Origin of the sequence: Mesorhizobium sp. (assembly GCF_965229135.1) — a bacterium.
Classification (GTDB): domain Bacteria; phylum Pseudomonadota; class Alphaproteobacteria; order Rhizobiales; family Rhizobiaceae; genus Mesorhizobium.
This window is the reverse complement of the sequence record NZ_OZ245860.1, coordinates 5,645,815-5,671,461: the sequence shown is the minus strand read 5'-3', so window position 1 is coordinate 5,671,461 and position 25,647 is coordinate 5,645,815. Positions and strand designations below refer to the sequence as shown.

24 protein-coding genes and 1 pseudogene are annotated in these 25,647 nt (G+C 64.4%); 14 read left to right on the top strand and 11 right to left on the bottom strand.

What is annotated here, in order from left to right; translation table 11 throughout:
• Nucleotides 1-303: 303 nt before the first annotated feature.
• The 4 genes from ACO07C_RS27320 (at nt 304) to ACO07C_RS27305 (ending at nt 6,961) form a co-directional block, all read left to right on the top strand.
• Nucleotides 304-1,266, top strand: coding sequence for an AraC family transcriptional regulator (locus ACO07C_RS27320; protein ID WP_421917302.1), 963 nt, complete (start codon nt 304-306; stop codon nt 1,264-1,266).
• 147 nt (nt 1,267-1,413) lie between these two features.
• Entirely contained in the window at nt 1,414-2,391 is a 978-nt protein-coding gene (locus tag ACO07C_RS27315) for an AraC family transcriptional regulator (RefSeq protein WP_421917300.1), read from the top strand.
• Between the two features lie 191 nt (nt 2,392-2,582).
• Nucleotides 2,583-3,593, top strand: a complete 1,011-nt coding sequence (locus tag ACO07C_RS27310; protein WP_421917299.1) for a DUF3592 domain-containing protein — start codon at nt 2,583-2,585, stop codon at nt 3,591-3,593.
• A 305-nt stretch (nt 3,594-3,898) separates the two neighbouring features.
• Nucleotides 3,899-6,961, top strand: a complete 3,063-nt coding sequence (locus ACO07C_RS27305; RefSeq protein WP_421917298.1) for an autotransporter outer membrane beta-barrel domain-containing protein — start codon at nt 3,899-3,901, stop codon at nt 6,959-6,961.
• A gap of 65 nt (nt 6,962-7,026) precedes the next feature.
• Here the strand turns inward: ACO07C_RS27305 and ACO07C_RS27300 are convergent, their stop codons facing one another.
• Together ACO07C_RS27300 and ACO07C_RS27295 are read right to left on the bottom strand one after the other, a co-directional pair.
• Nucleotides 7,027-8,088 (bottom strand): D-alanine--D-alanine ligase family protein, encoded by a 1,062-nt coding sequence (locus ACO07C_RS27300; RefSeq protein ID WP_421917296.1) that lies wholly within the window; start codon nt 8,086-8,088, stop codon nt 7,027-7,029.
• A 16-nt stretch (nt 8,089-8,104) separates the two neighbouring features.
• Nucleotides 8,105-8,728 (bottom strand): C39 family peptidase, encoded by a 624-nt coding sequence (locus tag ACO07C_RS27295; protein WP_421917295.1) that lies wholly within the window; start codon nt 8,726-8,728, stop codon nt 8,105-8,107.
• A 147-nt stretch (nt 8,729-8,875) separates the two neighbouring features.
• Between ACO07C_RS27295 and ACO07C_RS27290 the strand changes: the two genes are divergently transcribed.
• Complete coding sequence (locus ACO07C_RS27290) at nt 8,876-9,520, top strand: GntR family transcriptional regulator (RefSeq protein WP_421917294.1); 645 nt, start codon at nt 8,876-8,878, stop codon at nt 9,518-9,520.
• Between the two features lie 139 nt (nt 9,521-9,659).
• Nucleotides 9,660-9,875 carry a CsbD family protein gene (locus ACO07C_RS27285; protein ID WP_421917292.1) on the top strand — a complete coding sequence of 72 codons (216 nt, stop codon included), beginning with the start codon at nt 9,660-9,662 and terminating at the stop codon, nt 9,873-9,875.
• 53 nt (nt 9,876-9,928) lie between these two features.
• Here ACO07C_RS27285 and ACO07C_RS27280 read toward each other — a convergent pair.
• A pseudogene (locus tag ACO07C_RS27280) lies at nt 9,929-10,436 on the bottom strand (GNAT family N-acetyltransferase).
• On the opposite strand from ACO07C_RS27280, the gene ACO07C_RS27275 reads away from it, so the two are divergent.
• Nucleotides 10,365-10,700, top strand: coding sequence for a hypothetical protein (locus ACO07C_RS27275; RefSeq protein ID WP_421917628.1), 336 nt, complete (start codon nt 10,365-10,367; stop codon nt 10,698-10,700). The pseudogene ACO07C_RS27280 and the gene ACO07C_RS27275 overlap by 72 nt on opposite strands.
• 132 nt (nt 10,701-10,832) lie before the next feature.
• Here ACO07C_RS27275 and ACO07C_RS27270 read toward each other — a convergent pair whose 3' ends face one another.
• The 4 genes from ACO07C_RS27270 to ACO07C_RS27255 all read right to left on the bottom strand — a co-directional run bounded on the left by ACO07C_RS27270 (nt 10,833) and on the right by ACO07C_RS27255 (nt 15,508).
• On the bottom strand, nt 10,833-12,287 hold the full coding sequence (locus ACO07C_RS27270; protein ID WP_421917290.1) for a S1 family peptidase: 1,455 nt from the start codon (nt 12,285-12,287) through the stop codon (nt 10,833-10,835).
• 4 nt (nt 12,288-12,291) lie between these two features.
• Nucleotides 12,292-12,921: a hypothetical protein gene (locus tag ACO07C_RS27265; protein WP_421917288.1), complete on the bottom strand. Its 630-nt coding sequence runs from the start codon at nt 12,919-12,921 to the stop codon at nt 12,292-12,294.
• A 285-nt stretch (nt 12,922-13,206) separates the two neighbouring features.
• Nucleotides 13,207-14,472: a class I SAM-dependent methyltransferase gene (locus ACO07C_RS27260; protein ID WP_421917286.1), complete on the bottom strand. Its 1,266-nt coding sequence runs from the start codon at nt 14,470-14,472 to the stop codon at nt 13,207-13,209.
• A gap of 310 nt (nt 14,473-14,782) precedes the next feature.
• Nucleotides 14,783-15,508 (bottom strand): pyridoxamine 5'-phosphate oxidase family protein, encoded by a 726-nt coding sequence (locus ACO07C_RS27255; RefSeq protein WP_421917285.1) that lies wholly within the window; start codon nt 15,506-15,508, stop codon nt 14,783-14,785.
• Between the two features lie 70 nt (nt 15,509-15,578).
• On the opposite strand from ACO07C_RS27255, the gene ACO07C_RS27250 reads away from it, so the two are divergent.
• From ACO07C_RS27250 to ACO07C_RS27240, 3 genes are all read left to right on the top strand, one after another.
• Nucleotides 15,579-17,006, top strand: coding sequence for a PLP-dependent aminotransferase family protein (locus ACO07C_RS27250; RefSeq protein WP_421917284.1), 1,428 nt, complete (start codon nt 15,579-15,581; stop codon nt 17,004-17,006).
• A 138-nt stretch (nt 17,007-17,144) separates the two neighbouring features.
• Complete coding sequence (locus ACO07C_RS27245; protein ID WP_421917282.1) at nt 17,145-17,522, top strand: DUF4189 domain-containing protein; 378 nt, start codon at nt 17,145-17,147, stop codon at nt 17,520-17,522.
• A gap of 310 nt (nt 17,523-17,832) precedes the next feature.
• A complete protein-coding gene (locus tag ACO07C_RS27240; RefSeq protein ID WP_421917280.1) occupies nt 17,833-18,024 on the top strand; it encodes a YodC family protein in 192 nt (63 codons plus the stop codon).
• Nucleotides 18,025-18,072: 48 nt separating this feature from the next.
• On the opposite strand, the gene ACO07C_RS27235 is transcribed toward ACO07C_RS27240, so the two are convergent.
• Complete coding sequence (locus ACO07C_RS27235; protein WP_421917279.1) at nt 18,073-18,924, bottom strand: SPFH domain-containing protein; 852 nt, start codon at nt 18,922-18,924, stop codon at nt 18,073-18,075.
• A gap of 295 nt (nt 18,925-19,219) precedes the next feature.
• Between ACO07C_RS27235 and ACO07C_RS27230 the strand changes: the two genes are divergently transcribed.
• The 3 genes from ACO07C_RS27230 to ACO07C_RS27220 all read left to right on the top strand — a co-directional run bounded on the left by ACO07C_RS27230 (nt 19,220) and on the right by ACO07C_RS27220 (nt 20,574).
• Nucleotides 19,220-19,564 carry a hypothetical protein gene (locus ACO07C_RS27230; protein ID WP_421917278.1) on the top strand — a complete coding sequence of 115 codons (345 nt, stop codon included), beginning with the start codon at nt 19,220-19,222 and terminating at the stop codon, nt 19,562-19,564.
• Nucleotides 19,565-19,808: 244 nt separating this feature from the next.
• Entirely contained in the window at nt 19,809-20,234 is a 426-nt protein-coding gene (locus ACO07C_RS27225) for a hypothetical protein (protein WP_421917277.1), read from the top strand.
• Nucleotides 20,235-20,343: 109 nt separating this feature from the next.
• On the top strand, nt 20,344-20,574 hold the full coding sequence (locus ACO07C_RS27220; protein WP_421917276.1) for a hypothetical protein: 231 nt from the start codon (nt 20,344-20,346) through the stop codon (nt 20,572-20,574).
• A 137-nt stretch (nt 20,575-20,711) separates the two neighbouring features.
• Here the strand turns inward: ACO07C_RS27220 and ACO07C_RS27215 are convergent, their stop codons facing one another.
• Genes ACO07C_RS27215 through ACO07C_RS27205 form a run of 3 tightly spaced genes read right to left on the bottom strand, consistent with a single transcriptional unit; the run spans nt 20,712 to nt 24,527 of the window.
• A complete protein-coding gene (locus ACO07C_RS27215; protein ID WP_421917274.1) occupies nt 20,712-22,970 on the bottom strand; it encodes a xanthine dehydrogenase family protein molybdopterin-binding subunit in 2,259 nt (752 codons plus the stop codon).
• Nucleotides 22,960-24,018: an FAD binding domain-containing protein gene (locus tag ACO07C_RS27210; protein WP_421917272.1), complete on the bottom strand. Its 1,059-nt coding sequence runs from the start codon at nt 24,016-24,018 to the stop codon at nt 22,960-22,962. The genes ACO07C_RS27215 and ACO07C_RS27210 overlap by 11 nt, the downstream gene beginning before the upstream one ends.
• Nucleotides 24,015-24,527 (bottom strand): (2Fe-2S)-binding protein, encoded by a 513-nt coding sequence (locus ACO07C_RS27205; RefSeq protein WP_421917271.1) that lies wholly within the window; start codon nt 24,525-24,527, stop codon nt 24,015-24,017. Before ACO07C_RS27205 ends, ACO07C_RS27210 begins: the two co-directional genes overlap by 4 nt.
• A 458-nt stretch (nt 24,528-24,985) precedes the next feature.
• Here ACO07C_RS27205 and ACO07C_RS27200 point away from each other — a divergent pair, with 458 nt between their 5' ends.
• Nucleotides 24,986-25,636, top strand: coding sequence for a TetR/AcrR family transcriptional regulator (locus tag ACO07C_RS27200; RefSeq protein WP_421917269.1), 651 nt, complete (start codon nt 24,986-24,988; stop codon nt 25,634-25,636).
• The last annotated feature ends 11 nt before the right edge of the window (nt 25,637-25,647 follow it).

Here is a 25,647-nt window from a genome sequence, read left to right as displayed (position 1 = left end):
CGGCAAATGGCTGGGAGCGCTTGCTCACATTGTCGTGAACGAAGGCCGCAAACCGCCGACGGGCCCACGCGTCACGGGGCCGGCTTCCGACATGAATCAGCCCTCATAAGGCCGCCAGTTGCGAGCAAACAGGCGTCAAGGCGGTGGTTCGCGGCAATACTCGCGCCTGGACGGGAGCATGGCCAAGCCCGAGCCGGAGCGCTTGCTGCATCGCAACACCGCAGCCTAGGATGACGGACGGATGGACCGCCACCCTCGGCATATCCGCCTGCCACCAGTCCACGCCAGCGGGTGACCGGACAAATGGACACGCTTCGAATTACCACCGCCGGCTTGCCAGCCGCGCACCGCCTTGAGAACTTTCGCGAGGTTTTCGGCCGAAGGCTGTTCCGGATCGAGATGGAGCCCGAGCCCGGCATCGATTTCGATGTCGACATCACCTTGCAGGCCTTGCCCGGCCTGCGCATCTCCAACGGATCGCACTCGGCGATGCGCAACCGGCTTACCCGCGAATTGATCGACAGCGACGATCTGACCCTCGTGATCATGCAGAGCGGGCTGGCGACCGCCAGACAGCGAGGGCGCGAAGAGACGATCGGCGATGGCCAGGCAATCGTCACCGCCAATGACGAACCTGGCAGCGGCACAGGGCATTCACGCGTGCACCTCACCAATTTGCGATTTGCGCGCAAACGGCTCGCTCCGCGACTGGCGAATGCGGACGCGAGCGTTCTTCGTCCGCTGTCGAGGGATAACCAGGCGTTGCGGCTGCTCACGTCCTACCTCCGGATCGTAGGCAGCGACCTGTCGGGATCAACGCCCGGCTTGCAACAGGCTTCCGCCGACCATGTCCACGATCTCGTCGCTCTTGCCCTCGGCGCGACGCGCGAAGCCGCCGAGATCGCCAGGGGACGCGGCGTGCGGGTTGCCCGGCTGCGGGCGATCAAGGCGGACGCCGTGGCCCACATCACCGCGAGTTGGCTCTCCATCGATGCCCTTGCCGCGCGTCACGGCGTATCCCCGCGCTACATCCGCTCGCTCTTCCAGGGCGAGGAAACGACCTTCACCGATTTCGTGCTGAACCAGCGCCTGGCGCGTGCGCATGCACTTCTATCCGATCCTCGCCTTGGCGATCGCCTCGTCAGCACCATCGCATTCGCGGTAGGGTTCGGAGACCTGTCCTATTTCAATCACCGTTTCCGCCAGCGGTACGGGGCAACCCCGTCCGATGTACGTGCCAAGGCGCTGCTGGATTGCGAAACGTAGCGCGTTAGGGGATAGCGCCGCGCTGCCGACCGTGTTGCCGCGGCTGAACCCTCCTGTTCCTCACAGCCCAAGGCGACACGCCATCCAGCCCAAGAACCCGCTGGCTCCTCCCTATAGCTTCCCCCCGCTATTGGCTGGGGATCTGCAGTGCAAGAGGATGAGCCGGCCTTCCGGTTTTCGACGGATGAATTGCCGGAGCGCGACCGGCTGCCGATCTGGCGCGAAGCCTTTGGCCGCCGCATCGTCAAACTGGGTATGGAGCCCGTGGGTGACGGGCCGCTGCGTATCGAGGGCCATATCCAGGCGCTGCCGAACCTGGCCATCGCGTCTTTTTCCAGCACGCCGGCCAGGGTCACGCGGACCAGGGCTCTTGCGTCCGACAGCAGCGACGATCTCGTTCTCGTCATTTCGAACGGAGGCGTGATGTTCCATCAGGGCAATAAGGAGGTCGAGCTTGGAACCGGCGAGGCCTTGCTGTGGTCGAACGCCGTGCCCGGCGGCTGCCTCCACAACGTCCCGATCGACCGGCTGCTTACACTCGCCATACCTCGCATCGCCCTCACCCAGACCCTGGCCAATCCGGACAGTGCCCTGATGCAGCGCATTCCCCGCGACAATGAAGCCGTGCGGCTCCTGGCCGGCTATGTCAAAATACTGCAAGGCGAGATCGGCGCCATGTCGCCGGAGCTCAAGGCGGCAAGCAGCGCGCATGTGCAGGACCTCATGGTGCTGGCGCTGGGCGCCAATCGCGATGCAGCCCACCTCGCCAGGGGGCGCGGCGTTCGCGTGGCGCGGCTGCAGGCGCTCAAGGCCGATATACTCGCCAATCTGACCAGGCGAGACCTGTCGATCGACAGGCTGGCGGCACGCCACGGCATTTCGCCACGATACATAAGGGCCTTGTTCGATGGCGATCAGACCACATTCACCGATTTCGTGCTGAACCAGCGCCTCGCACGCGCCCATCGCTGCCTTCAGGACATTCGCTTTGCCGGTTACATGATCAGCACCATCGCCTTCGAAGCCGGGTTCGGCGATCTGTCCTATTTCAATCTTGCCTTCCGGCGCCGCTACGGCGTCACGCCATCCGACATTCGCGCCAAGGCAATTCCAGGAAAAGGGTAAAACGGTTTTCCGTCCGGACTTGCGTAAACAACGAGATCGCGAGCCGCAACGCCAAGGGCGGCAGCGCCAGGCCTTTGAGGACAATCCGGCCGTTGGTGCCGCATGGCCCAAGCCGCCGCGCCGTCCAGCCCAAGCACCATTCCGCCTCTGCCCGCTATCCTTGCGCGGCTATCGCCGTTTTGGGTCCAGTGATGATCTCGCCACAACAACTCTTATGGGCACGAATTGCCACGGGCATTCTCGCGCTGTTGATCGTCAACCAGGCTGTCGGTATCCAGCGCCTTCGCCGCAAGGCCGCAAAGGGCCGGAAATGGCCGTCGACCAAGGGGGAAATAATCGCCTCCGATGTCCAACCCTATTCCGTCGATGACGAAACAGGCGACGAGCGTTCCTGCGTCTCGATCGGCTATTCCTATGCGGTCAAGGGCAAGACCTACAAGGGCGACCGAATAGGCTGGAGCAAGAAAACGATCATGCCGACGCCGGCAGCCCTCAGCCTGTCGGCGCGTTACCCCGTTGGCGCGTCCGTGCCGGTTTTTCATGACCCCGACAAACCGGGTTCATCCCTGCTGGAGCCTCGCGGCCAAGGCAGGTCCGCGACGATGATGCCGATGGTGCTTTTTCTGATCGTCGTTTCGGTGATCGAGATCAGCCTGCTTCCGCTCGCCTTGCTCGGATACAATCCGACCACGCCGGGCGGGATGCCCCTGTTCGGCTTCTTCCTGCCGCTTGCCGGCCTTGCCATGGCGATCGGCGGCGTCCTCTCGTATCTGCGGCTGCGGCGGATGGCCGTGGCGAGTAGGCATTGGCCCAAGGCAGCGGGCAAAATCATCTCCGCCACGGTCTCGACGGTCCATGAGCACGAGCGTGGAGACACTGAAGGCACGATCAGCCGCGCGACGAAAAAATACCGCGCCGATATCCAATACGCCTACCGTGTCGGTGAACGTGGATTCGCGGCCGCGGCAATCACCCTGGGATGGACGCCATTGTACGGGCTCGCGCGGGACGCGGAGGCCGTGATCGCGAAATATCCCGTCGGCGCGAAAGTGGACGTCTACTACGACCCGGCAAATCCCGAGGTCGCGGTCCTTCAACCCGGCGGCAAGGATGGAGTCCTGACGCCGTTGATCTTCGCGATCGTCTTCGGGGTCGGCAGCGCCCTGTTTGTCTGGGTCTTCGCGACGATGCGATTTGGCTAGCACAGTCTGCCGACCGTGAGTGTTGAGGGCTTTCGCCGCGACCCTAATCGCCCGTCAAGCTGGCCGTTGCAAAACCGCAACATTGCTGTCGCGTCCGCGTTTGGTGCCGCGCAGCCTTAGTCGCCGCGTCACCCAGCCCAAGCCTCCAATGTCGGTTCGGCCCACTAAATGCGCCCCAGCTTCACCGCGTGATTTGGGCTCCCGATGATCCTTGCATTGCTCTCAAAACGAATTCGACGCGCACTTCACCAACATTCTCCCGAAGGTTCCCAATCATGATCGTCTCGTCACCTGGATTGCGTCTGGTGAAGTCATATCGCTCAGCCAGGCTGGCCGCGCTGCTGCTTGCCGGCACTGCCTTCGCGGGGTTGCCGGTATCCTCGGCCAACGCGATTGAGACATGGACGGGCACGGCCTCGACCAACTGGTTCACCGCCGGCAACTGGAGCACCGACGCAACCCCCACGAGCGGGGACACCGTCATGATCGACACGACAACTCCAAACATCGCCACCATCAACGGCGGCAATGCCAACAGCGACATCCTGCAAATTGGCACCACCGGAACCGGCGCGTTGAGCATCCTGAATGGCGGCGTTCTCAACAACACCGGCGCCGCCTTGTTGGGCATCTCCACGAGCGGTGACGGTACCGCGACGGTGAGCGGCGCCAACTCGACCTGGAACGTCAATGACGACACGCTGAGCGTGGGTTTCAGGGGGACCGGCTCATTGACGATCCAGAACGGCGGGCAGGTCAACGCTGCTTTCGCCAGCGTTGGCGAGATGGGTGGCACGGGAGCCGTTTCGGTGGACGGAGCCGGGTCCGATTGGACCATTCAGAATGGCCTTGGCCTGGGACAAGGCAGTTTGACAATTACGGATGGCGGCGCGGTGACCGTCAACAGCGACTTCGAACTCGGCAACAGGTCAGGTCTGACTGGCACGACAACAGTCGACGGCACAGGGTCCAGCCTGGACGCAAAAGGGGATCTGTCCATTGGCGTGGCGGGCGGAATCGGCGGGCTGACGATCCAGAACGGCGGTCTGGTCTCCGACGAGAACGGCTATGTTGGCAATCAGGCAAGCGGCAACGGCACGGTCGTCGTGGCAGGCGCGGGTTCAACCTGGACCAACAGCACGGCGCTTGTTGTCGGTGGAGACCTGACGACCGGCGGCACGGGCGCGCTCACGATTGAAAATGGCGGTACGGTGAGCAACGGAGCAACCGCGATCGGCTACGCGGCGGACTCAAACGGGTCGGTGACGGTCACCGGCACGGGCTCATTCCTGTACAGTACCGGCAATCTGCAGGTCGGATATCTGGGTAGAGGCACGCTCACGATTGCCAATGGAGGTGCGGTTACGGACCTGACCGCCAATATCGGCTTCGCTACCGGCACGGGCACCGTCACGGTCGACGGCATCCACTCGAGCTGGAGCAACACGGGCGATCTTTACATCGGCACTGGCACCGGCGGTTCGGGCACCCTTGCCATCTCGAACAGCGCCGGCGTGTCGGTGGATGGCAATCTTTACCTGTCGTATGCGCTCGGTTCGACCGGCACGCTCAATATCGGCGCGGCGCCCGGATCGGCTGCCGTGGGCGCTGGTACGCTCGATGCCGCGTCCGTACAATTCGGGGCCGGTACAGGCACCATCAACTTCAACCACGACAGCGCGAACTACGTCTTCGCACCCGCGATCAGTGGTTTCGGCACCATCAACCAGATCGCCGGCACGACGAACCTGATCACCGATTCCAGCGGCTTCACCGGGTCCACCAACATCACTGGCGGCGAACTGGCGGTGTACGCCTCGCTGTCCGGCTCGCTGGTGACGGTGTCGGGGGGCGGTATTCTCGGCGGCACCGGTGTTGTGGGCGGCATCAACGCTCACTCCGGCGGCATCATTGCCCCGGGCGACGGCATCGGCACGCTCAATGTCGCCGGCAATGTCGCGCAGGCGTCCGGCTCGACCTATCAGGTCGAACTGGACTCGACCGGCTCGTCCGATCTCCTCAAGGCGACGGGCACGGCGACGATCGACGGCGGTGCGCGGATCGACGTGGTCAAGCTCGACGCGGCCCCCTATGTCGTGGGCACGCATTACATGGTGCTGGAGGCCGACAGCGGCGTTACCGGAACCTATACGCTGACCGGCGACCTCGGCACGGCCTTCCTTGGCCTGACCGACAGCTACGATGCGGATCATGTCTATCTTGATGTTGTCCAGAGGACCTTCGCGCAGGTCGGCCAGACCCCCAACCAGATCGCCACCGGCGGTGGAGCGGAGAGCCTGGGTAGCGGCAATTCGCTCTATGATGCCATCGTCGTGCTGCCGACGGTCGCCGCCGCTCAAGACGCCTTCGACCAGCTTTCGGGTGAAATCCATGCCTCGACCAAGGGCATGCTGCTGGAAGACAGCCACTTCATCCGCGACGCCGCCACCAGCCGCATCGATGCCGCCTTCGGCGATGCCGGCGTGGCCGCCCTGCCGGTGATGGCCTACGGCGACGGCGGACCGGAAATTGTCGCCGCCGACACCGACCGTTTCGCCCTATGGGGCCAGGCTTTTGGCTCATGGGGCAATATGGATGGCGACGGCAACGCCGCTGCCTTCAGCCGCTCCACCGGCGGCCTGCTGGTTGGAGCCGACACGCTGGTCGGCGGCTGGCGCGTCGGTGCGCTCGGCGGCTACAGCCATTCCTCCTTCGACGTCGACGATCGCAACGCCGCTGGTTCCAGCGACAACTACCATGTCGGCCTCTATGGCGGCACCAACTGGGGGGCACTCGCCTTCCGCACCGGTGCCGCCTACAGTTGGAGCAGCATCTCGACCAAACGCTCCGTCGTCTTCAACGGCTTCGCCGATGCCCTGTCGGCGGGCTATGATGCCGGCACCGCGCAGGCCTTCGGCGAGCTCGCCTACAAGGTTGAAGCCAATCGCTTCAGGTTCGAGCCCTTCGCCAACCTCGCTTATGTCGATGTGAGAACCGGCGCCTTCACCGAAACCGGTGGTGCGGCAACCCTGACCAGCACCGGCACAAGCACCAACGCCACCTTCACCACGCTGGGCCTGCGCGGCTCGACCGATTTCGCGCTTGGCGGCATCGACGCCACGGCGCGCGGCACGCTGGGCTGGCGCCATGCCTTTGGCGATGTCACACCAACCTCGACGTTGGCCTTTGCCGGCGGCGATGCGTTCACCATCGCTGGCGTGCCCATCGCTCGGGATACGGCCGTCGTCGAGGCCGGGCTTGACCTGAAAATGTCGGCCAATGCCACGCTTGGCGTTTCCTATGACGGCCAGTTCGGCGGCCGTGCCGCCGACAACGGCGCCAAGGCAAACCTCAATGTGAGGTTCTGAGCCCAGTCGGTTAGTGCTTCCCCAAAAATGGTCTTGGTCGCATTCCCTCACCAGCGTTCAGGACATCAGGCCAGCCGCGCCGCATGCCGCGCCAGGGCGTGCGCGATCACCGTTTCCACGACCTCCTCGTAGCTGATGCCGCCCGCCGCCAGCGCCTTGGCATACATGCTGATATTGGTGAAGCCGGGAATGGTGTTGACCTCGTTGAGCAGCAACTGGCCATCGGGGCGCAGGAAGAAATCGACCCGCGCCATGCTCTGGCAGCCCAGGGCGAGAAAGGCCTGGCGAGCCATCTCCCTGGCCTTGTCGGCGATTGCGGCGGGCACATCGGCGGGCGCCTTCACCACCGCTCCGTCGGCATCGATGTATTTGGCTTCGTAGGTATAGAAGCCGTGCTTGTCGGCTGGGATGATCTCGCCCGGCAGCGACACGGTCAGCGTGCCGTCGGCGCGCTCCAGCACCGCGCACTCGATCTCGCGGCCCTCGATGAATTCCTCGATCAGCGCCTTGTCGTCGTAACGCAATGCCGTCTCGACAGCGCCCTGGTAACCATCCCTGTCATCCACCTTGCTCACGCCGAAGGAAGACCCCTGGCGGGCCGGCTTGGCGAAGAATGGCAGGCCCAGCGCTCCGGCAATCTCCTGGAAGGAATGGGCATCGTTTCGTCGCAAGGTCACCGAGCGGGCGACGGCAATGCCGGCCTCGCGCAGCAGACGCTTGGCCATGTCCTTGTCCATGGCAGCGGCGGAGGCGAAGACGCCGCAACCGACATAGGCGATATCGGCGACCTCGGCGTAACCCTGCACCGACCCGTCCTCGCCGAAAGGACCATGCAGCACCGGAAAGAGCACATCGACCGGCGCGATATCCGCTCCCGAGACGGCCACCAGCCTGCCGCAGCCACCGGGCAACAGGGCGACTTCGATCCCATCAGCCGTTTCGAGGTCCCCTTCGGGAACCTCGTCCCTGGTCAGCAGCCATCTGCCGCTTCTGGTGACGGCGATCGGCACGATCCCGTGGCGCGTCCGGTCGATCGCCTTCATCACATTGGCGGCGGAAAGGCGCGACACGTCGTGCTCGGCCGAGCGGCCGCCAAACAGCACCGCGACCCTGGTCTTGCTGGTCATGGAAAATCCCCGAATGTCAAATGGTCACGGCTATGCCGCGATTGGCAAAGAAGCGGTCGAACACCGCCGGCGGCAATACTGCGTTTTCCTGTGTGGCGCGATCATGGCCGGACGGGTTGTGAAAGCAGAACCCGGCCTGCGAGGCTGCGGTGACCAGCACCAGATGGCCGCCCTTGCGGGGCGGCTCGCGCTCGGGCCAGCGAATGCCGGCGGAGACCGAGGCGATGAAGAAGCGCGAGCGAGCCAGCAGCGAAGGGATGTCGGATGTCGCCACTCCGGTCATCACCCGCGCCTCCAGCCCGAAAGCTTCCTTTACGAAGGTGACGAACGGCGCGTAGATCAGCCCCTTGATCGACCCGTCCTCGGGGTTGACGACATAGCCGCCATGCTCGGCGCAGCGGCGCGCCAGTTCCAGCGTCGGCACGATTTCGCCGCGCGCCGCCAGGATCATCTTCAGGCAGGCCATGCCGCAGACATTGTCGGCCCACACGGCATATTCATCGAGCGTCGCGGCGCCGGAATTGCGCCAGAGCGGATCGCGCCTCAGCGCCACCCTGGCGCCTTCCGCCAGCACCGCCATGGTCATGTCTGGCGTCTCCCACTGGCTGAAGAACGGGACGGCTTCAGGCGCGGCGGTCATGCAAATCCCCAAGCAAATCAGGCAATTACCTATACCATCGTATACGAGGATACGGATTGACAGGCAATCACGGACCCATTCATGAATGGTGATGCCGGAAAAAATGGGCGACAAATGGACCCGCTTGGCAAACTGAGCCCGAGCGCCGTGAACAGGCCGAGAACCGCCGCCGACCAGGTGGCGGAAGTTCTGCGGGAAGCCATCGTGACGGGGGAGATACCCGCCGAGACCACTTTGCGCCAGGACGATCTGGCGGCGCGTTTCGAGCTGAGCAGAATGCCGGTCCGCGATGCGCTGAGGTTGCTTGAAGCCGAAGGCCTCGTCTCGATCCATCCCACGCGCGGCGCATTCGTATCCCGCATCGACGCCAGGGAAGCCGCCGAGATCTACGCGATACGCGCGCTGATCGAAAGGAAGGCGCTGAAACTGTCATTCCCGCATCTCACCGCGGCGGTCCTGGACAGGGCTGATGCCATTCTGCTGGAGATCGACCACGAACAGGAGGTCGGCCATTGGGGCCAGCTCAACCGTGACTTCCACATGGAGCTGTACAGCCTCTGCGGAAACAGCCGTCTCCTGCTGCTCGTCGAACAGTTGCACCGCACCGCCGACCGCTACGTTCGCCTGCTGATGTCAAACTTCGACCATCGGTCACAGTCGCAGCACGAGCACCGCCAGCTTCTCGAAGCGTGCCGCAAGGGCGACCGGAGCGCGGCGCTGCATCTGCTGAAACAGCATCTCGAACAAGGCCGCCGCAAGCTCGTCAAGCACGGCGCGCGAGAGAACGCCTGAGGCCGGCGCGGTCCACACGCCGATATCATTCACACTCCTTCGAGGCCACGAAGACATGCCTGGCCACCATTTCGATGGCATGGAACTTCCTGCCGCGACTGACGTTCCCATTGGCAACATCAACTGAAGGAGCCACACCATGGGAAGCACAAGCGATAAAGCCGCGGGCCTCGCGAACCAGGCAGCCGGTAGCGTCAAGCAGGGCGTCGGCAAGGCTGTAGGCAACGAAAAGCTTCAGGCCGAAGGCGCTGCCCAGGAAGCCAAGGGCAAGGTCCAAAAGGCCGTCGGCGACGTGAAGGCAGCCGCCAAGGACGCCACCAACAAGGCAGCCGCGGCCGTCAACAAGAACCTCTGATCATCCGTTGGGAAACAAAATGGGCCAGCCGGCAGGCTGGCCCATTTTCGTTGCTACAGCGCCATCTTGTAGCCGAGATGGCTGGCGGTGAAACCAAGCCGTTCGTAGAAGGCATGGGCCTCCGTCCGTCCCTTGTCGGTGGTCAGCTGCACATGGCTGCAGCCGCACGAACGGCATTTTTCGATCGCCCATTCGAACATCTTGCCGCCGATGCCGCCCGAACGACGCTGCCTGGCAACGCGAACAGCCTCGATCTGGCCCCGCGAGGCGCCCTTCCTCGACAGTCCTGGAATGAAGGTGATTTGCAGGGTGCCGATCACTTCCGCGCCATCGACTGCCACGACCAGCAATTGGTTGGGATCGGCTTCGATCGCACGGAAGGCATCGAGATAGGACGGCGCCAGCGGGATGGACGGATCTTCGCGGGTCGCGCCCAGCGGCATCGTCGGCCAGCAGCGCGACGATGGCAGGCAAGTCCTGGACATCGGCGTGCCGGAACACGATCTCGCTTTTCTTCTCGTCGGCGGTTCCGTCATTGGCCAGGGTATCGACATCGATCATGTCGCGATATCCAAATCTGGCGAGCGGATACTGCCCGTCATGAAGATTCCGTGCCAGATTCCTCAGTGCGGCAAAATCCATCCGCTTGGCGCCCGTGGCATATGCGTCTTTCCACTGAACCTCGATTTTCTGGGCAAGCTCGCTCAATTCGACGGCAAATTCCTCCTTGGACAGCAAACCTCTCTTGGCCAGGTGCCTGACGAGGGTTTCCAGAATGAGCCCATGGCCGTTCGCAAGGGAATAAAGCGCCAATGGATCTTCTGACATTTTGCAACCCTACGGACTTTCCGGTCGAACGCAGGATGACACCCCGCCATCAACTTGGCCCACCCCGCCATCAACTTGGCCCCAAGCCGGATACACTCGGTCGAGCAGGCTGAACAGGCGGATGCGCCCCTAGAAAAGTGGATAGGTCGACATCTGCGTCGCGAGCACGAAATACGCCCATTCCTCCACATAATTCGGGTCAAATGAACACAAGCCGACCCGCCCGGCCGCGTTCCAGCATAGATCGACCCGGCTGTTGATCGTTGCCACGCCGACGAAAGAGCCGCCGCGCGCCATGAGGGTCTCGAACTGATGGATGGCGAGGGCCCGGCCCGGAGCCAGATTCTGCTTTCCAACGAAAAAGGCCCTGCGGTTGACCATCAGGCCATCCTGGCGGGTTTCCGGCCCGTTGAAGCTCAGTACCTGATCCGCATAGAAGCCGATATTGGGCATCGCGATGGGCGTCATCAAGTTGTTCTCGAAGGCCAACGCGGCCTGCTGAGCCTGAACCGCGTTGGACGCTGGGCTGCCCCACACCACCATGTAGAACAGGCCGTCGGCGGAGTGCGCCACACAGCCACCGCCATACTGTTGCAATGCGGCGCTGGCGGGCACGACAACCGTCGCTCCGCTCGCCTTGTGGACCCAGATGTCGAACTGGAGTTTCTCGATCTCCGAACGGGGGCTGCCGGAGAAATTGACCGTGGTGCTCAGCCGCAAGGAGTTGTCCGACGATGCCGCGATCTCGGCGAAGGACACCCGTGCCGACTGCACGAAGTCCAATTGGCCACAGCGGATGGACGATTGCGGCTCGGATCGCCCGCCATAGGCAAATTGCGTTTGAGATACGTTTGCGCTCGATGCCGTCGAGTCCTTCGACGTCCGCAGGCTTTGCAGCAGCTTCGCGGGCCAGCCCCAGCTGGCGGCGACGGCGCCATTCTTCAAGCCGCCCGCGACAATGGCGACCACATTGCCGTTCGCATCGAAGATCGGACCGCCCGACATGCCCGGATAAAGTGGGCGCGAGAAGCGATAGATCGTCGTCAGAAGGTCGATGCCGGTTTCGCGGCTGATCTCCGCGCGGTTCTCCGGCGGCAGCATGTCCCGCAGAATATTGCTGCCGATGGAGATGGCAAGGTCGAGATCGCCAAGCGTCGGCTGCCCCACGGCATAACCGATGGCCTTGAGCGGCTCGGCCCTGTCGACATTGTCGGCCAGCGACAATGCGGAACTGTTGGGTGGCTGGTCGACATGAAGAAGTGCCAGATCCTTGTCGATCAGAACATGCGTGACCGACGCCGCCCGTCTCGGCTGGCCATCGGTTCTTTCGTACCACAACTCGATCTGACCGCAGCCTGCGACGACGTGGTTAGCGGTAACGATCTGGTCGGCACTGCCGAAGGCGAAACCCGTTCCTGTCCGCTCATGCGGAAGGCCGCTGCAATTTGTCGCCGTGATCTCGACCACCGCGGCCGCCACCTTGTCTGAAACATCGGGTGAAATCTGCGGCCATGCGGCGTTGCCCCCGCAAAACCAGACGACCGCGGCGGCCAAGGTGATGTTCAGGCGGGTTCGCGCGCGCATGGCCCTAGCTCCCGCAGAGATAGAATTCAGCGGCATCCAACATCGCCGCCTGGCGGTCGTCCGGCAATCGCCTGATCCTTGCCGCGACGTCGCTGAACGGATCGCCATACCCGGCCAGCCGGGACAGCCGCTCGGCGACGGACAGCGTCTGATCGCGGTGCAGGTTGTTGCATTGGTCGCCGCCATAGCTGAACAGGCTTGCCATGCTGGCCTTGACCACCGGATTGTCCGAGGCCGCGGCCTGGGCGGCGGCAGGCAGCAGGCCGAAATTACGGAATCGGGCCAGGGCGCGGGCTTCGTCCGCGGAATATCCGGCGTCGGTCAACTCGGCGACGAGCGCCTTTGGGCTGGGCGACAGAAGGTCGTGCGTGCGTATGGCGACCCCAGCGACCAGCGCCACTGCGGCCACGAGCGAAAAGGCGGTAAGCCGCACCGCGCTCGCCGATGTGAAGATGACGCTCGTGTCCTTGTTCAGGCCGACAAGAGCGACGATCAGGGCGACGAGCGAACCAAGGACGGAACCAACGACGCTCGACGTCGTCATGCCGATCAACAACCCGACCAGCAGGCCGAGTGCTGAACCCGCGATCAGGTCCTGCGCCGGCGACGAGCTTCCATCGGCTTGATCGGCCATGTCCCCACCCCTTCTGGAAACGCTGCACCATGCATCCGATGAACGCCCCTGCTTGTCGATCAAGTCGTTCTGCAGTCTTTCGAAATTTCCAAGCAGAACGCCAAGCAATCACCGGCCATCGGCCCGGATCAGGGAAATCGATTTCAAGAAATCAGAGATTTACAACGCTTCCTCGGCAAGAGTTGCACAACTGGTGACGCCCGGCCAATCAAAATAACGTAGGCATACGCAGGCGGTAGCGGCATTTGGCCATCGCCGGGAACCACGACCGCGACCGTTCGCCGTTCAGGAGCCTGCGGCCCTCTGCCCCTGCCCCGCATGCGCCATTCCATGCAGTTCCAGCAGCTTCTCGCCGTCGGCGATGTAATCGCGTGTCATCGGCAGCGTATCGTTTTTCCTGGCGATCTGGATCTGGAACACCACCAGATCCTGCCAGCGAAACGAGGCTTCGGAGGCCGCCAGATAGAACTCCCACATGCGGCAGAAACGCTCGTCATAGATCGCCCTGGCCTTGTCTCGGTTGGCGGCGAAGCGCTCGCCCCAGTGTTTCAGCGTCTCGGCATAGTGCAGGCGCAGGATTTCCACGTCGGTGACGACCAGCCCGGCCTTCTCGATCGCGGGCAGCACTTCCGACAGCGCCGGCACATAGCCGCCCGGAAAAATGTGTTTGCGCACGAAGGCGCTGGTCACCGAAGGTGGCCCGGAGCGGCCGACCGTGTGCAGCAGCATGACACCGTCTCGGTTCAGCAGCTTGGCGCATGTGCCGAAGAAGGTCTTGTAGTGGTTGACGCCGACATGCTCGAACATGCCGACCGAGACGATGCGGTCGAACCGTGCTCCGAGTTCCCGGTAGTCCTTGATCTCGAAACGGGCCCGGTCCGCCATCCCCTCCGAAAGCGCCCGTTCGGTCGCCACCGCATGCTGTTCGCCCGACAGCGTCACCCCCAGCACATCGAGGTTGAAGGCGCTGGCCAGATAAAGCCCAAGCCCGCCCCAGCCGCAGCCGATGTCGAGCAGCTTGAGACCGGGCTTCAGTTGCAGCTTGGCGGCGATATGGCGCTTCTTGGCCGACTGCGCCTCGTCGAGCGTCATTTCCAGCCTTGGGAAATAGGCGCAGGAATATTGCAGGTCCTCGTCGAGAAAGAGCCGATAGAGATCGACCGACAAATCGTAGTGCACCTCGACATTGCGGCGCGCGCGCTGCGTCGTGTTGATCTGCTGGAATCGCCGGAAGGTGTGGCGCACCTTGTCCAGCGCCCGCGTCCAGGCCGTATCGATGCCCTCGGCGTCGCCGATGTTCTGGAACACGATGCGCATGAGGCCGAGCACCCCGCCCTCGGGAAGGTCGACCTCGCCGCTCATATAGGCTTCCGGCAAGGCAAGCATCGGGTCGATGGTGATGGCGCGCTCGGCCCTGGCGGTCTTGATGTGGATATGCGCCGGCGCGCCAGTGTCATCGCCGAACCGGTCGGTCACGCCGTTCGGACTGGTCACCATCAGGCGGCCTTGCCGCACCAGGCTGGTAAGAACATGACGCAACAGGATATTCATCGCACGCCGCCCCGCTGATTGCCTGACCGATGGTTAGGCAATCATCGTGACGCTTGTTTGTCTGGGTGGCGTGGGTTGGCGCATGCGTTGCTCAGCCGCACAAGTCGGCGCTGCCCCCTCATTGTCCTGCCGTACATTTCTCCCCGTATAGTGACGGGGAGAAAGACGCTGTCGAGAATGATTTCGCCAATAATCAACACAGCAAAAAGAGCGCCAAGGTTTGTGACAAGCCCCTTCTCCCCGTCACTATACGGGGAGAAGTGCCCGGCAGGGCGATGAGGGGCGGCGCCTACCTTGGCCCTTGTCGCCCTCAGTCCTCGCCATCATAGGCCAACTGCGCTTCCGTCAGCGCCCGATCGAGCCGGGCGCCCTCGACATAGCGCGACAGATAGTCCGGCCGCTCCATGCCGGGGAGCAGGCGCGGGCATGGTTCGGCGGCACCTACCACCATGCTGACCGGGATGACGCCCGCCCACACCGGATGCTCGTAATCCTCCTCGTCGTCGGCGACGCCCTTGGCGCGCACTTTCGCCGACGCCTCCTCGATGCGCATGCCGATCACCATCGTCGCCTTGGCTTCCTGGGCCGAGATCGGCCGCAAGGTTGCGGCGCGCCCGGGGTAGAAGCGGTCGACCACCCCGGCCAGCGCCTTCAGCTTCTCATGCGGCTCGTCGATGATGCGGGCCGTCCCGAAACACATGGCGGAACGATAGTTGGCGGAATGGTTGAAGCCCGAGCGCGCCAGCACCAGCCCGTCGAGATGCGACACGGTCAGGCAGGCCGGCGTGCCCGCGCGCAGGTGGCGCAGCATGCGGCTGGCCGACGAGCCGTGCCAATAGAGCATGTCGTCCTCGCGCCAGTGGATGGTCGGCGTGCAATAGGGCTGGCCGTCGAACGTGTAGGCGACATGGCAGAGCAGACCGGCATCAAGCACCGCGAACACAGAGGCGTGGTCGTAGCTGCCACGGTCGTGGCGCCGCTTCACGCGGTTGCGCTTGCTGGTCGGAAAGCTGGCTGTTGTCGGAATCTCGTTCACGGCGCTTGCATCCTGTTTGTGGGTCTGCCAACCATGCGTCGGAAAATTGGTCCGAAAAAGAACCAATCATATGGATAAAATTCAGACCAATCTCCCGGACTGGTCGACGCTGATCCCCGTCTTGCCGGGCGAAGGCCCGCGCAGCCACGAGCTTTACGCGGCACTCAGGCGCCTTATCGAGACCGGCGCGCTGGCCGCGGGCGCCAAGCTACCGACGACGCGCGACCTTGCCCAGCGTTTCGGCCTGTCGCGTTCGGCGGCGGTTGCCTGTTTCGAAATGCTGATCGCCGAGGGATTTGCCGTCGCCAAGGTCGGTGCCGGAACCTTCGTCGCGGCCGACGTGCCGCATCTGCCGGCGACGCTGAAGCGGGAGCGCGCCGACGATATCGACGTCTCGACGTCCCTGCCCTGCGGTCTAGGTGTCGCCGTGTCGGACCCGCGCACGCTCAGCCTGTTCCGCATCCGCTTGTCGCGCCACCTCGCCCGCCCCGGCCCCGAGCATTTTCGTTACGGCGATCCGCGCGGCGGGCTGGAAATGCGTACTGCGATCGCCGCCTATCTGCGGACCGCGCGCGGCGTGCGCTGTAATCCCAGCCAGATCGTGCTGACCTCCGGCACGCAACAGGGGCTGGACCTCCTGGCCCGCGCCGCCATCGGGCGCGAGGATGCCGTGTGGATCGAAAACCCGTGCTATCCGATGGCGCATGCGGTGCTCGCAGGCACCGGCGCCAGGGTGGTCGGCGTGCCCGTGGATGCCGAAGGGCTCGATCCGGATCTCGGCGAAAGGCTCTGCCCCGGCGCCCGCGCCGCCTATGTCACGCCCTCGCATCAATATCCGCTCGGCGTGACCATGACGATGCGCCGCCGTCTCGCACTGCTCGACTGGGCGAGGCGTAACGATGCCTGGATCTTCGAGGACGATTACGACAGCGAGTTCCGCTATGGCCGCCCGCCGCTCACCTCCTTGCAAGGCATGGATGGCACGGGCCGCGTCGCCTATCTCGGCACGTTCTCGAAAATCCTCTTTCCCGGATTGCGCATTGGCTATGTCGTGGTGCCCGAAGCGCTGCTCGATGACGTCATGGCGGTCAGGGCGCGCTCCGACCGCTTCCCTTCGACACTGGCCGAGGGCGCGCTGACCGACCTCCTCAACGAGGGTCATTTCGCCGCGCATCTGCGCCGGGTGCGCCGGCGTGTCCAGGCCGCGCGCGACGTGCTGGTCGCCGGTCTCGAGGCGCATTGCGCGGACCATCTCGACGTGATCGTGCCCGAGCAGGGCCTGCATCTGGTGGCGACATTGAAGCAAGCCGGAGCGGACAGCAGGTTTGCGGACACCAGCCTTGCCGAAGCCGCCATCGCAGTCGGCGTCGGCGCACGCGCCCTGTCGTCGATGTTCGTCGACGGCCCCGCGCGGCATGGCCTGGTGCTGGGTTTCTCCGGCTTTTCAGACGACGACCTGCGTATCGCCACGGCAAAGCTCGGCAGGCTGTTTGGATAGATGCAGGGTCCCCGCGCGGCAGGCGTGAACGGTCGTGGCAAACTCGCGGGATACACGGCTGCGTTTGTTCCTTGTGGGACTCGGCGCCCCGTGGCAGAGCACGGCAAATCCCCTGCAGCAAGCGAGACTGAAAAACAGATGTTCACTCGAACCCGCACCACGGCAGCCCTGACCCTCCTGGCATTCGGCGGCCTGCTGTTTGTCGCTGTCTCCGCCAGCGCGGATTCCTGGGGGGCCATCTCCATCGACTTGAAGACGGCGGAAACCGAACCCTATTTCGGTGTCGGCGGCGGCGGCAGCGAGGACGAGGCAACCGCCAACGCCCAGAAATTCTGCGCGGAAGCCGGCGGCGCCGAATGCAAGACCGTCGTCACCTACCCGCAATGCGGCGCCTATGCGGCCAGCAAGAAGGGCGGCGGCTGGGGCAAGTCCACCACCCAGAAGACCGCCGAGGACCAGGCGATGGCGGGCTGCAATGACGATGGCTGCAAGATCGTGACGTCGGACTGCAACTGATGCCTGTCGCCCAAAGGCGCTGGCCGGCCTTGGGCGATGCATGCACAGACCACACCCCTCAAGCGCGTCGCCCCGTCGACCGCGACGCGCTTTTGGACTTATTCAATCGAAAGCTAATACTTCCTGCCCCCCGTTGCGAACAGCAGCGTCCGCGCACAGCAAGCGCGACGCGCCCTTCAATGTAATCAGGTGCCGAACCAGCGCGGATCTTGGCCACTGGAATGATATCGACTGCCGCATACTTGCTGCTTGTCCGAGAGCGCCATCGGGGATTACCATCGGCCGTTGTCAAACGTCGGGAGGAACCATCATGGCCGGCACTTTCAAGACAGGTGACGTCGTCAAGCTGAAATCGGGAGGTCCGGAGATGACCGTCAGCGACGGTTCCGCGTCGGGCTCGTATCTATGCCACTGGTTCAACCGCGAGGGTGACATCTGGACCCCGCAGCATGTCGGCTTCAAACCCGACCAGTTGAAACTGGTTGAACAGTCCTCGACGTGAGTTTGCGCCTGAACAGCTTCCGTGCGAAGGGACATGTCGCTTCGGCCCCTACGCAGTACCTTTCAGCGCCGCCGCTTGGCCCGCGCGCACCAGGGCGCCGGCCGGGTTCAGGCTGTCGACCATGGCGGTGGGGATGAGAATCGTGGCGCCGCGTTCCTTCGTCGTCTCGTAGATGATGTTCATGGCGCGCAGCTGCAGCGCCGCCGGATTGCCGGCATAGATGGTGGCTGCCTCGACGAACTTGCCGGCGACCTCCGCTTCGGCGGAACCGAGGATGACGCGCGCCTGTTTCTCGCGTTCGGCCTGCGCCTGGCGCGACATCGCATCCTGCAGCGCAACGGGAATGGCCACGTCACGAATCTCGACCGACATCACCGTGACGCCCCACTGGGTGGTCTTGAGGCCGATGACATCGCGCAGATGCTCGTCGGCCGCCTTGCGGTCGGACAACAGCGACGACAGCATCGAGGAGCCGATCATCTCGCGCAGCGATGTCTGGGCGACACGGTCGATCGCTTCACGGTAATTGGTGATCTCGAGCGCCGCCTGGCGCGCGTCATGGACGTGCCAGAAGATGATCGCGTCGACATTGACCGGCACCGTGTCCTTGGTCAGCGCCTGCTCGGCGTTGAAGGCCGTGGTCTGGATCCGCTCGTCGATCACGGCCACCACATTGTCGATGACCGGAATGATCAGGAACAGCCCGGGGCCCCTGACGCCCTGCAGGTTGCCGGCGCGCAGGACGACGAATTTCTGCCAGGTGTTGGCCATCTTCAGCGAGGCGAAGATGAGCAGCGCGATGATGATGAAGGGCGCGCCGAGCCACGGGCTCGTCGTGACGCCGAGGCCAATGCCCAGGAGGCCAAAGACGCTGGTGAGGAACAGGGTGATCGGGTTCATGATCGTCTCTCCGTTGGTGCGACCTCTCCTGGTCGCGCAATGCCGCGGCAAGTGTCGCAAAGGGCGTCAATCGGCCCCGTCGCTGGGGCCGTTGGCCGGCAATCCATGGAAACGAACATGACTGCGCCTCTTGGAGGACAATCGTCATCTGGCTGATGTCATATGGTGACGGGCTGGCTGGCCGTCAAAGCCGGCGCTTGTCGCGCGAAGTTGATGACGGCCAATCTCCCGGTGCGGCTCCAGGGGGCCGGCGATCATTAAATTGTTCGGATGCCGATTAACGCATCGGCGATCAATGCTTGCTATCAGTCGCCTTGTTATGAAAGCGACAGCTAACATGCGAAAATCCCTTCTCGTCCTGGCGGCGCTCTGCGGCGCCTGCTTTCCCGCGTTCGGCGCCCAATCGAAGGCCGACGGCAAATGGCCGTCCTTTGTCTTTTTTGGAGACAGTGAAAACCAGACCATCGATCCTTCCCTTTATTTCAAGGAACAGGAAGGCAAGCCCGCTCCGGAACCGCTGAGCAGCATTGGTTCCGGCAACGCCGCAACCCCAGGCGCCGCACAGCCCGTCGCTGTGAGCGGCGATGCCCACGGGACCGGCAAATTCGTAAAGCCATCGTTCTCGGGCGCCCGGCAGTAACGCTTTCTGGCCGGCAGTCGCTGGAGCCCATCGCGCTCGCGGCCTGCCGAAACCATTGTCTCGACCATCAATCGCATCCAGAGCAATTCCAGGAATAGAATGAAACGGTTTTTCCGGGAAGCGCGCGGCGCTTTCCTAGGAATTGCGTCAAAACAACGAGATGGCGCGGTTCGGCGTTTCCGCGAAACGATGAACTGCTGTAGAGCTTCGCGGGCACGATTCCAGTTTCGCGCTTGGGGGAAAGATGAGCCTTGTCCGGATCGGCCTGCTGGCCGCGATCGTGTCCGCCGCGCCTGTCGGTGTTGCCGCGGCCTACACCGATGAGGATTCGTATACGGCGGTCAGCGGCACGGCCATGAGCGTGACCGGTGACATCCAGTTCGATGATTTCGGCATAACATTCGCGAATGGCGAAACGCTCAAATTCGCCGAACTCGTCGACGACCATTTCAGTGTCGGTGGCGAGGATGTTCCAGCTTCCGTCTATCGCGTCGGCCGGCCGCGCGACCCCCAGCTCGAAAATGGCAACCGCCTGTGCGGTGCCGGTCCCGTGACATTCATAGCGAGCTGGGCTTCAGGAGAAAGCGGCTCGGTCATTGCCGTGTTCACCGGCGAGGACGCACCGTCGAGTGATGACGAGATGTGCGCCTCATACACTTACGAACAATAATCCCGACAGGGCAACCCAGTCGGGCAAGCCGCTTCTGGACCTTGCCGGCCGGAAATGTTGGTGGTTACCTGACGTGCGGATGATCCCGTAACGTGACTGGAGACCTGACTTGGCTAAATGGTTCGTGGAGGAAATGACACTGATGGGAGCATCGGGCGAGCCGATCGAGGTCGAGGCCGCCACTGCGGTTGCCGCGGCAAAGAAGGCCCTGAAGCACAACCTCAAGGAGAGCAATGACGGCGGCAGGCTCAAGGCGAAAGCCTGGCAGCTTCCGGTGCCCGGAAACCCTCCGCAAATCATCTATCTCTACGAGCCGGCCAAGCACGAGCACCATCAGTGATGTCGATCGAGGCCCCTAAAGAAAACCCGCCTCGAAAGGCGGGCTTCCAACGATGGCAAGGTGAGTGAGGACACCTGACGCGCAAGCGGCTGCCGTTCGGGCGTTCGCTCGGAAAGCCAGGGCTTTGCGTCCGCTCCTCAACCCATCACATCCTCGATGCGGATCGGAAAGCGCCGGGGGCGCGCGCCGGTGGCGTGCCAGACCGCGTTGGCGATGGCGCCGGCGGTGCCGGTAATGCCGATCTCGCCGACGCCCTTGATGCCGAGTGCGTTGACGTAGGGGTCGTGCTCCTCGATCAGCAGCGCCTCCACCGAAGGCACGTCCGCGTTCACCGGCACATGGTATTCGGCGAGATTGGCGTTCTGGATCCGGCCCGAACGCCGGTCGGTGATGGCCTCCTCGTGCAGGGCGAAGGAAACGCCCCAGATCATGCCGCCGAAATACTGGCTGCGCACCATGCGCGGGTTGACGATCCGACCGGCGGCGAAGGCGCCGACCAGTCGGGTAACGCGGATCTGGCCGAAATCGGGATCGACCTTCACCTCGGCGAAGACCGCCCCATGCGCATGCATGGCATAGGCTTCCTGCGCGGCGGGATCGGAGCCGCTCTTGCCCCGGGCCTCGACCTCCTTGAGGCCGGCGCGGGCCAGGATCTCGCCATAGCTTTCGCTGCGGCTCTCGTCGTCGCGGCGATAGAGCCGGCCATTGCGCGCCAAAACGCCCTCATTGCCGGCGCCAAACAGCGGCGAGGCCTCGTTGCCGGTAGCGAGATCGGCGAGCTTGGCGATGACGGCGGCACCCGCATTGTGGATCGCCATGCCCGCTGTCGCCGTGTGGCCGGAGCCGCCGGCAATGCCGGCATTGGGCAGGTCGGAACTGCCGGCCCGGAAATCGACGTCGTCAATGTCGAGGCCGAGCCCGTCGGCGGCGATCTGCGCGAAGGCGGTCCAGGCGCCCTGTCCCATGTCCTGCGCGCCGGTTTCCATCAGGCCGCTGCCGTCGGCCCGCAGCACCGCGCGCGCCTCGGCCTGGAACATCAGCGCCGGGAATGTCGCCGTGCCCATGCCCCAGCCGGTGAGGAAGCCATCCTCGTCGCGCATCCGGCGCGGCTCGAGCGGCCGACCCATCCAGCCGAACCGCACCGCGCCCTGTGCGTAGCATTCGCGCAGCGCCTTGGAGGAGAACGGCTTGCCGGTCATCGGCTCGACCTCGGCATAGTTGCGCAGCCGGAACTCCAGCGGGTCCATGCCGCAGGCGTGCGCCGCCTCGTCGATGGCGCTCTCCAGCGCGATCGACCCGGTGGCTTCGCCGGGCGCCCGCATGAACAGCGGCGTGCCGGTGTCGAGCCGCACGGCGTCGTGCGAAGTGGTGATGGCCGGGCTGGCGTAGAGCGTGTGCGATGCGTCCGCCGCCGGCTCGAAGAAGTCGTCGAAGGTGCTCGATGTGGTCCTGGCGTGATGGTCGATGGCCGTCAGCCGCCCCTCGGCGTCCATGCCCATGCGCAAGGTCTGGCGGGTCGGCGCGCGGTGGCCGACCGGCCCGTACATCTGCTCGCGCCGCAGCACCAGCTTGACCGGGCGGCCAACGAGGCGCGCCGCCAGTATACCCAGCACCTGAGGGCCGGAAATCATGCCCTTGGAACCAAAGCCGCCGCCCAGGAACGGGCTGCGGATGTGGATGTTTTCCGGCGCGATGCCGAACAGCCCCGCGATGCGGCCCTGCGCCATGGCAAGGCCCTGGCTCGGCGTGTCGATCGACAGAGTGTCGCCGTCCCAGGCGGCGACGATGGCATGCGGCTCCAAGGCATTGTGATACTGGGCCGGGGTCTCGTAGGTGGCTTCGATGCGCGTGGCAGCGGACTTCATTCCGGCCTCGACATCGCCCTTGTGATGGACGGCGGGATTGCCGACGCCGACACCGGCCGGCACGAAGCTTTCGGCGCCATCGAGACCGACGCGCGCCGGCAGCGCTTCATAGCGCGGCGACAAAAGCGCCGCCCCTTCGGTCGCCGCCTCCAGCGTCTCGGCGATCACCACGGCGATCGACTGGTTGGGGTAGCGGACCCCATCGTTCTGCAGCAGTTCCATCCGGAACATGAAGGGATGGTCCTTGGCATCGGGATCGACGGCAAGCGCCGGGCGGTTCTTGGGCGTCATCACCTCGACCACGCCGGGATGCGCCTTGGCCGCCTCGACATCGAGCGAAGCGACCCGGCCGCGCGCGATGCTGCTGACCGCCAGCACCGCGTAGAGCATGCCGGGCGGATGGTTGTCGGCGGCGTAGCGGGCCGAACCGGTGACCTTCAGGAAGCCGTCGCGGCGGGTCAGCGGTTGGCCGATGCTGGAGCCCTGGCGGGTGTGCGCGGGTTGCTGGTTGAGGCTGAGTTCAAGCGTCATGATGCACTCCGGGAAGGGAGGAAAAGGGAGAGGCAGGCAGCGCGGGCAGCCGCTCGGGCGTTCCCGAATGGGCCGACGTCAGCGCTCTGACCACGATGCGGCGGGCAAGCTCGATCTTGAACGCATTGTCGCCGGAAGGACTGGCATCCGCCAACGCGGCATCTGCGGCGCTGGCGAAGGTCTCGGCGTTCGCCTCCGCGCCAAGCAGGATGGCCTCGGCCGAACGCGCCCGCCACGGCTTGGCCGCGACGCCGCCAAGCGCAAGGCGCGCCTGACGGATCTTGCCGCCTTCGACAATGAGCGCGGCGGCCGCCGAGACGACTGCGAAGGCATAGGAAGTGCGCTCGCGTACCTTCAGGTAGCGGGCATTGCCGGCGAAGGAGGCGGCTTCCGCCGGCAGTCGCACGGCGACGATGAGGTCACCGGGCTCCAGCGTGTTTTCCCGCTGCGGCGTCTCGCCGGGAAGCCGGTGAAATTCCTCCAGCGTCACATGGCGGCGGCCCTCCTTGCCTTCGATCTCGACCACGGCATCGAGCGCCACCAGCGGCACGCAGAAATCCGACGGATGGGTGGCGATGCAGGCATCGCTCCAGCCGAGCACGGCGTGCAGGCGGTTCTCGCCGCCCAGCGCGTCGCAGCCTGAACCAGGTTCGCGCCTGTTGCAGGCGCTGGCGGTGTCGTAGAAATAGCTGCAGCGGGTGCGCTGCAGGAGATTGCCGCCAACGGTGGCGGCATTGCGAAGCTGCGCCGACGCGCCCGACAGCAGCGCCTCCGCCACCGACGGATAGGCCTTGGCGAAGTCCGCATCGTGGGCGAGGTCGGCATTGCGGACCAAAGCGCCGATGCGCAAGCCGCCATCGTCAAGCCGCTCGATGCGGTTGAGTTCCGGCAGCCGCGTGATGTCGACGATGCGTTCGGGACTGGTCACGCCGCCCTTCATCAAATCGAGCAGGTTGGTGCCGCCGGCCAGATAGGCCGAACCCGGCTCCGCCGCGGCGGCGATGGCCTCTGGGATGGTGGCGGGCCGGATATAATTGAAGTCTCTCATGCCGCGGTCCTCCGCTCGATCTTTTCTGAAGCCTTCTTGGCCAGGTTCTCCTGCGCCTCCAGCACGGCCTCGACGATGCCGCCATAGGCGGCGCAGCGGCAGATGTTGCCGCTCATGCCCTCGCGGATGCGCTCGGGGTCGTCGCCGGCCTGCCCCTCGTCGATGAGGCCGAGCGTGCTCATGATCTGGCCCGGCGTGCAGAAGCCGCACTGGAAACCATCATGGGCGATGAAGGCGGCCTGCACCGGATGCAGTTCCTGGCCGTGGGCAACGCCCTCGATGGTCAGCACCTCGGCGCCGTCATGGCTGACCGCCAGCGCCAGGCAGGAATTGATGCGCTTGCCGTCGACAAGCACCGTGCAGGCGCCGCACTGGCCGCGGTCGCAGCCCTTCTTGGTGCCGGTGAGTTCGAGCCGCTCGCGCAGAAGGTCGAGCAGGGTTACGCGCGGATCGACCTCGAGTTCGTGTCGGTGTCCGTTGATGGTAAGCGAAATGGGAAGGCTGGTCATGGGCGTCTGGCTCCAGTTTGCTTGACGCGGATGGGGGGTGAACTGGTGTCGGGGAAGGATACGGCAAGGGTGGCGCATACGTCGGAGAGTGTGATCTCCCTCCTCGAGGGGGAAATGTCGCCAAAGGCGACAGAGGGGGTCGGTTCGACCGGATGCGACCTCCTCGGGCCGTACGAGGTTGGCGCTCCACGCGAGAGGACCCCCTCTGCCCTAACGGGCATCTCCCCCTCGAGGGGGGAGATCACGCTCGCAAGCGCCTTCACCAATCTCTTGCCGTCGGTGGCGGCTTGCGGTCTGGAAAGACATGACATACGCGATCCCCGGACTATATTGGTGACAGGCCCGTTATTGTTGAGAAGCAGGCTCATGTAAACGGAGGCGCCTCCGCTTATGTATAGGTAGACCGCCGCCTCCCGGTTTCAAGCGGGTCGGGCGGAAAATTCGTAACGGAGTGAAAATTGGCCGCGCAGCCATCCGCCCTGACCGCCGAGAAGGCCACGGACCCGTCCGACGCCGGCGCCGTCGCGGGCAAGACCTTGCGCGCGGATGCCCGGCGCAACCGAGACAGGCTGATCGAGGTCGCCGCGACCGCCTTCGCCGAACACGGCGTCGATGCCTCGCTGGAGGAGATCGCGCGGCGCGCGGGCGTGGGCATCGGTACGCTCTACCGGCATTTCCCGACCCGCGAGCATCTGGTCGAGGTCGTCTACCGGCGCGAGGTCGAGGCCGTCTGCGCGGCCGCCGGCGACCTCGCCCGCCAGCATCCGGCCGATGTCGCGCTGGAACAGTGGATGCAGCGCTTCGTCGACTACATCGCCACCAAGCGCGGCCTGTCGACCAGCCTGCGCATCCTGATCACCACGAACTCGACCTTCCTGTCCGAAACGTTTGGCCGCGTCTCGCAGGCCTTGCGCCAACTGGTCGACGCCGCTGTCGCCGACGGATCGATCCGAGGCGACGTCGACAGTTCCGACGTGCTGCATGCGCTGTCGGGCATCTATTCGTCGCCCGACACCAAGGACTGGCGCGACCGCTCGCGCCGCCTGGTCTCGCTGCTGATGGACGGGCTGAGGTTCGGGGCGAAGAAGAGCACGAAGGCCGGCGGATAGGAAAAGCGGCT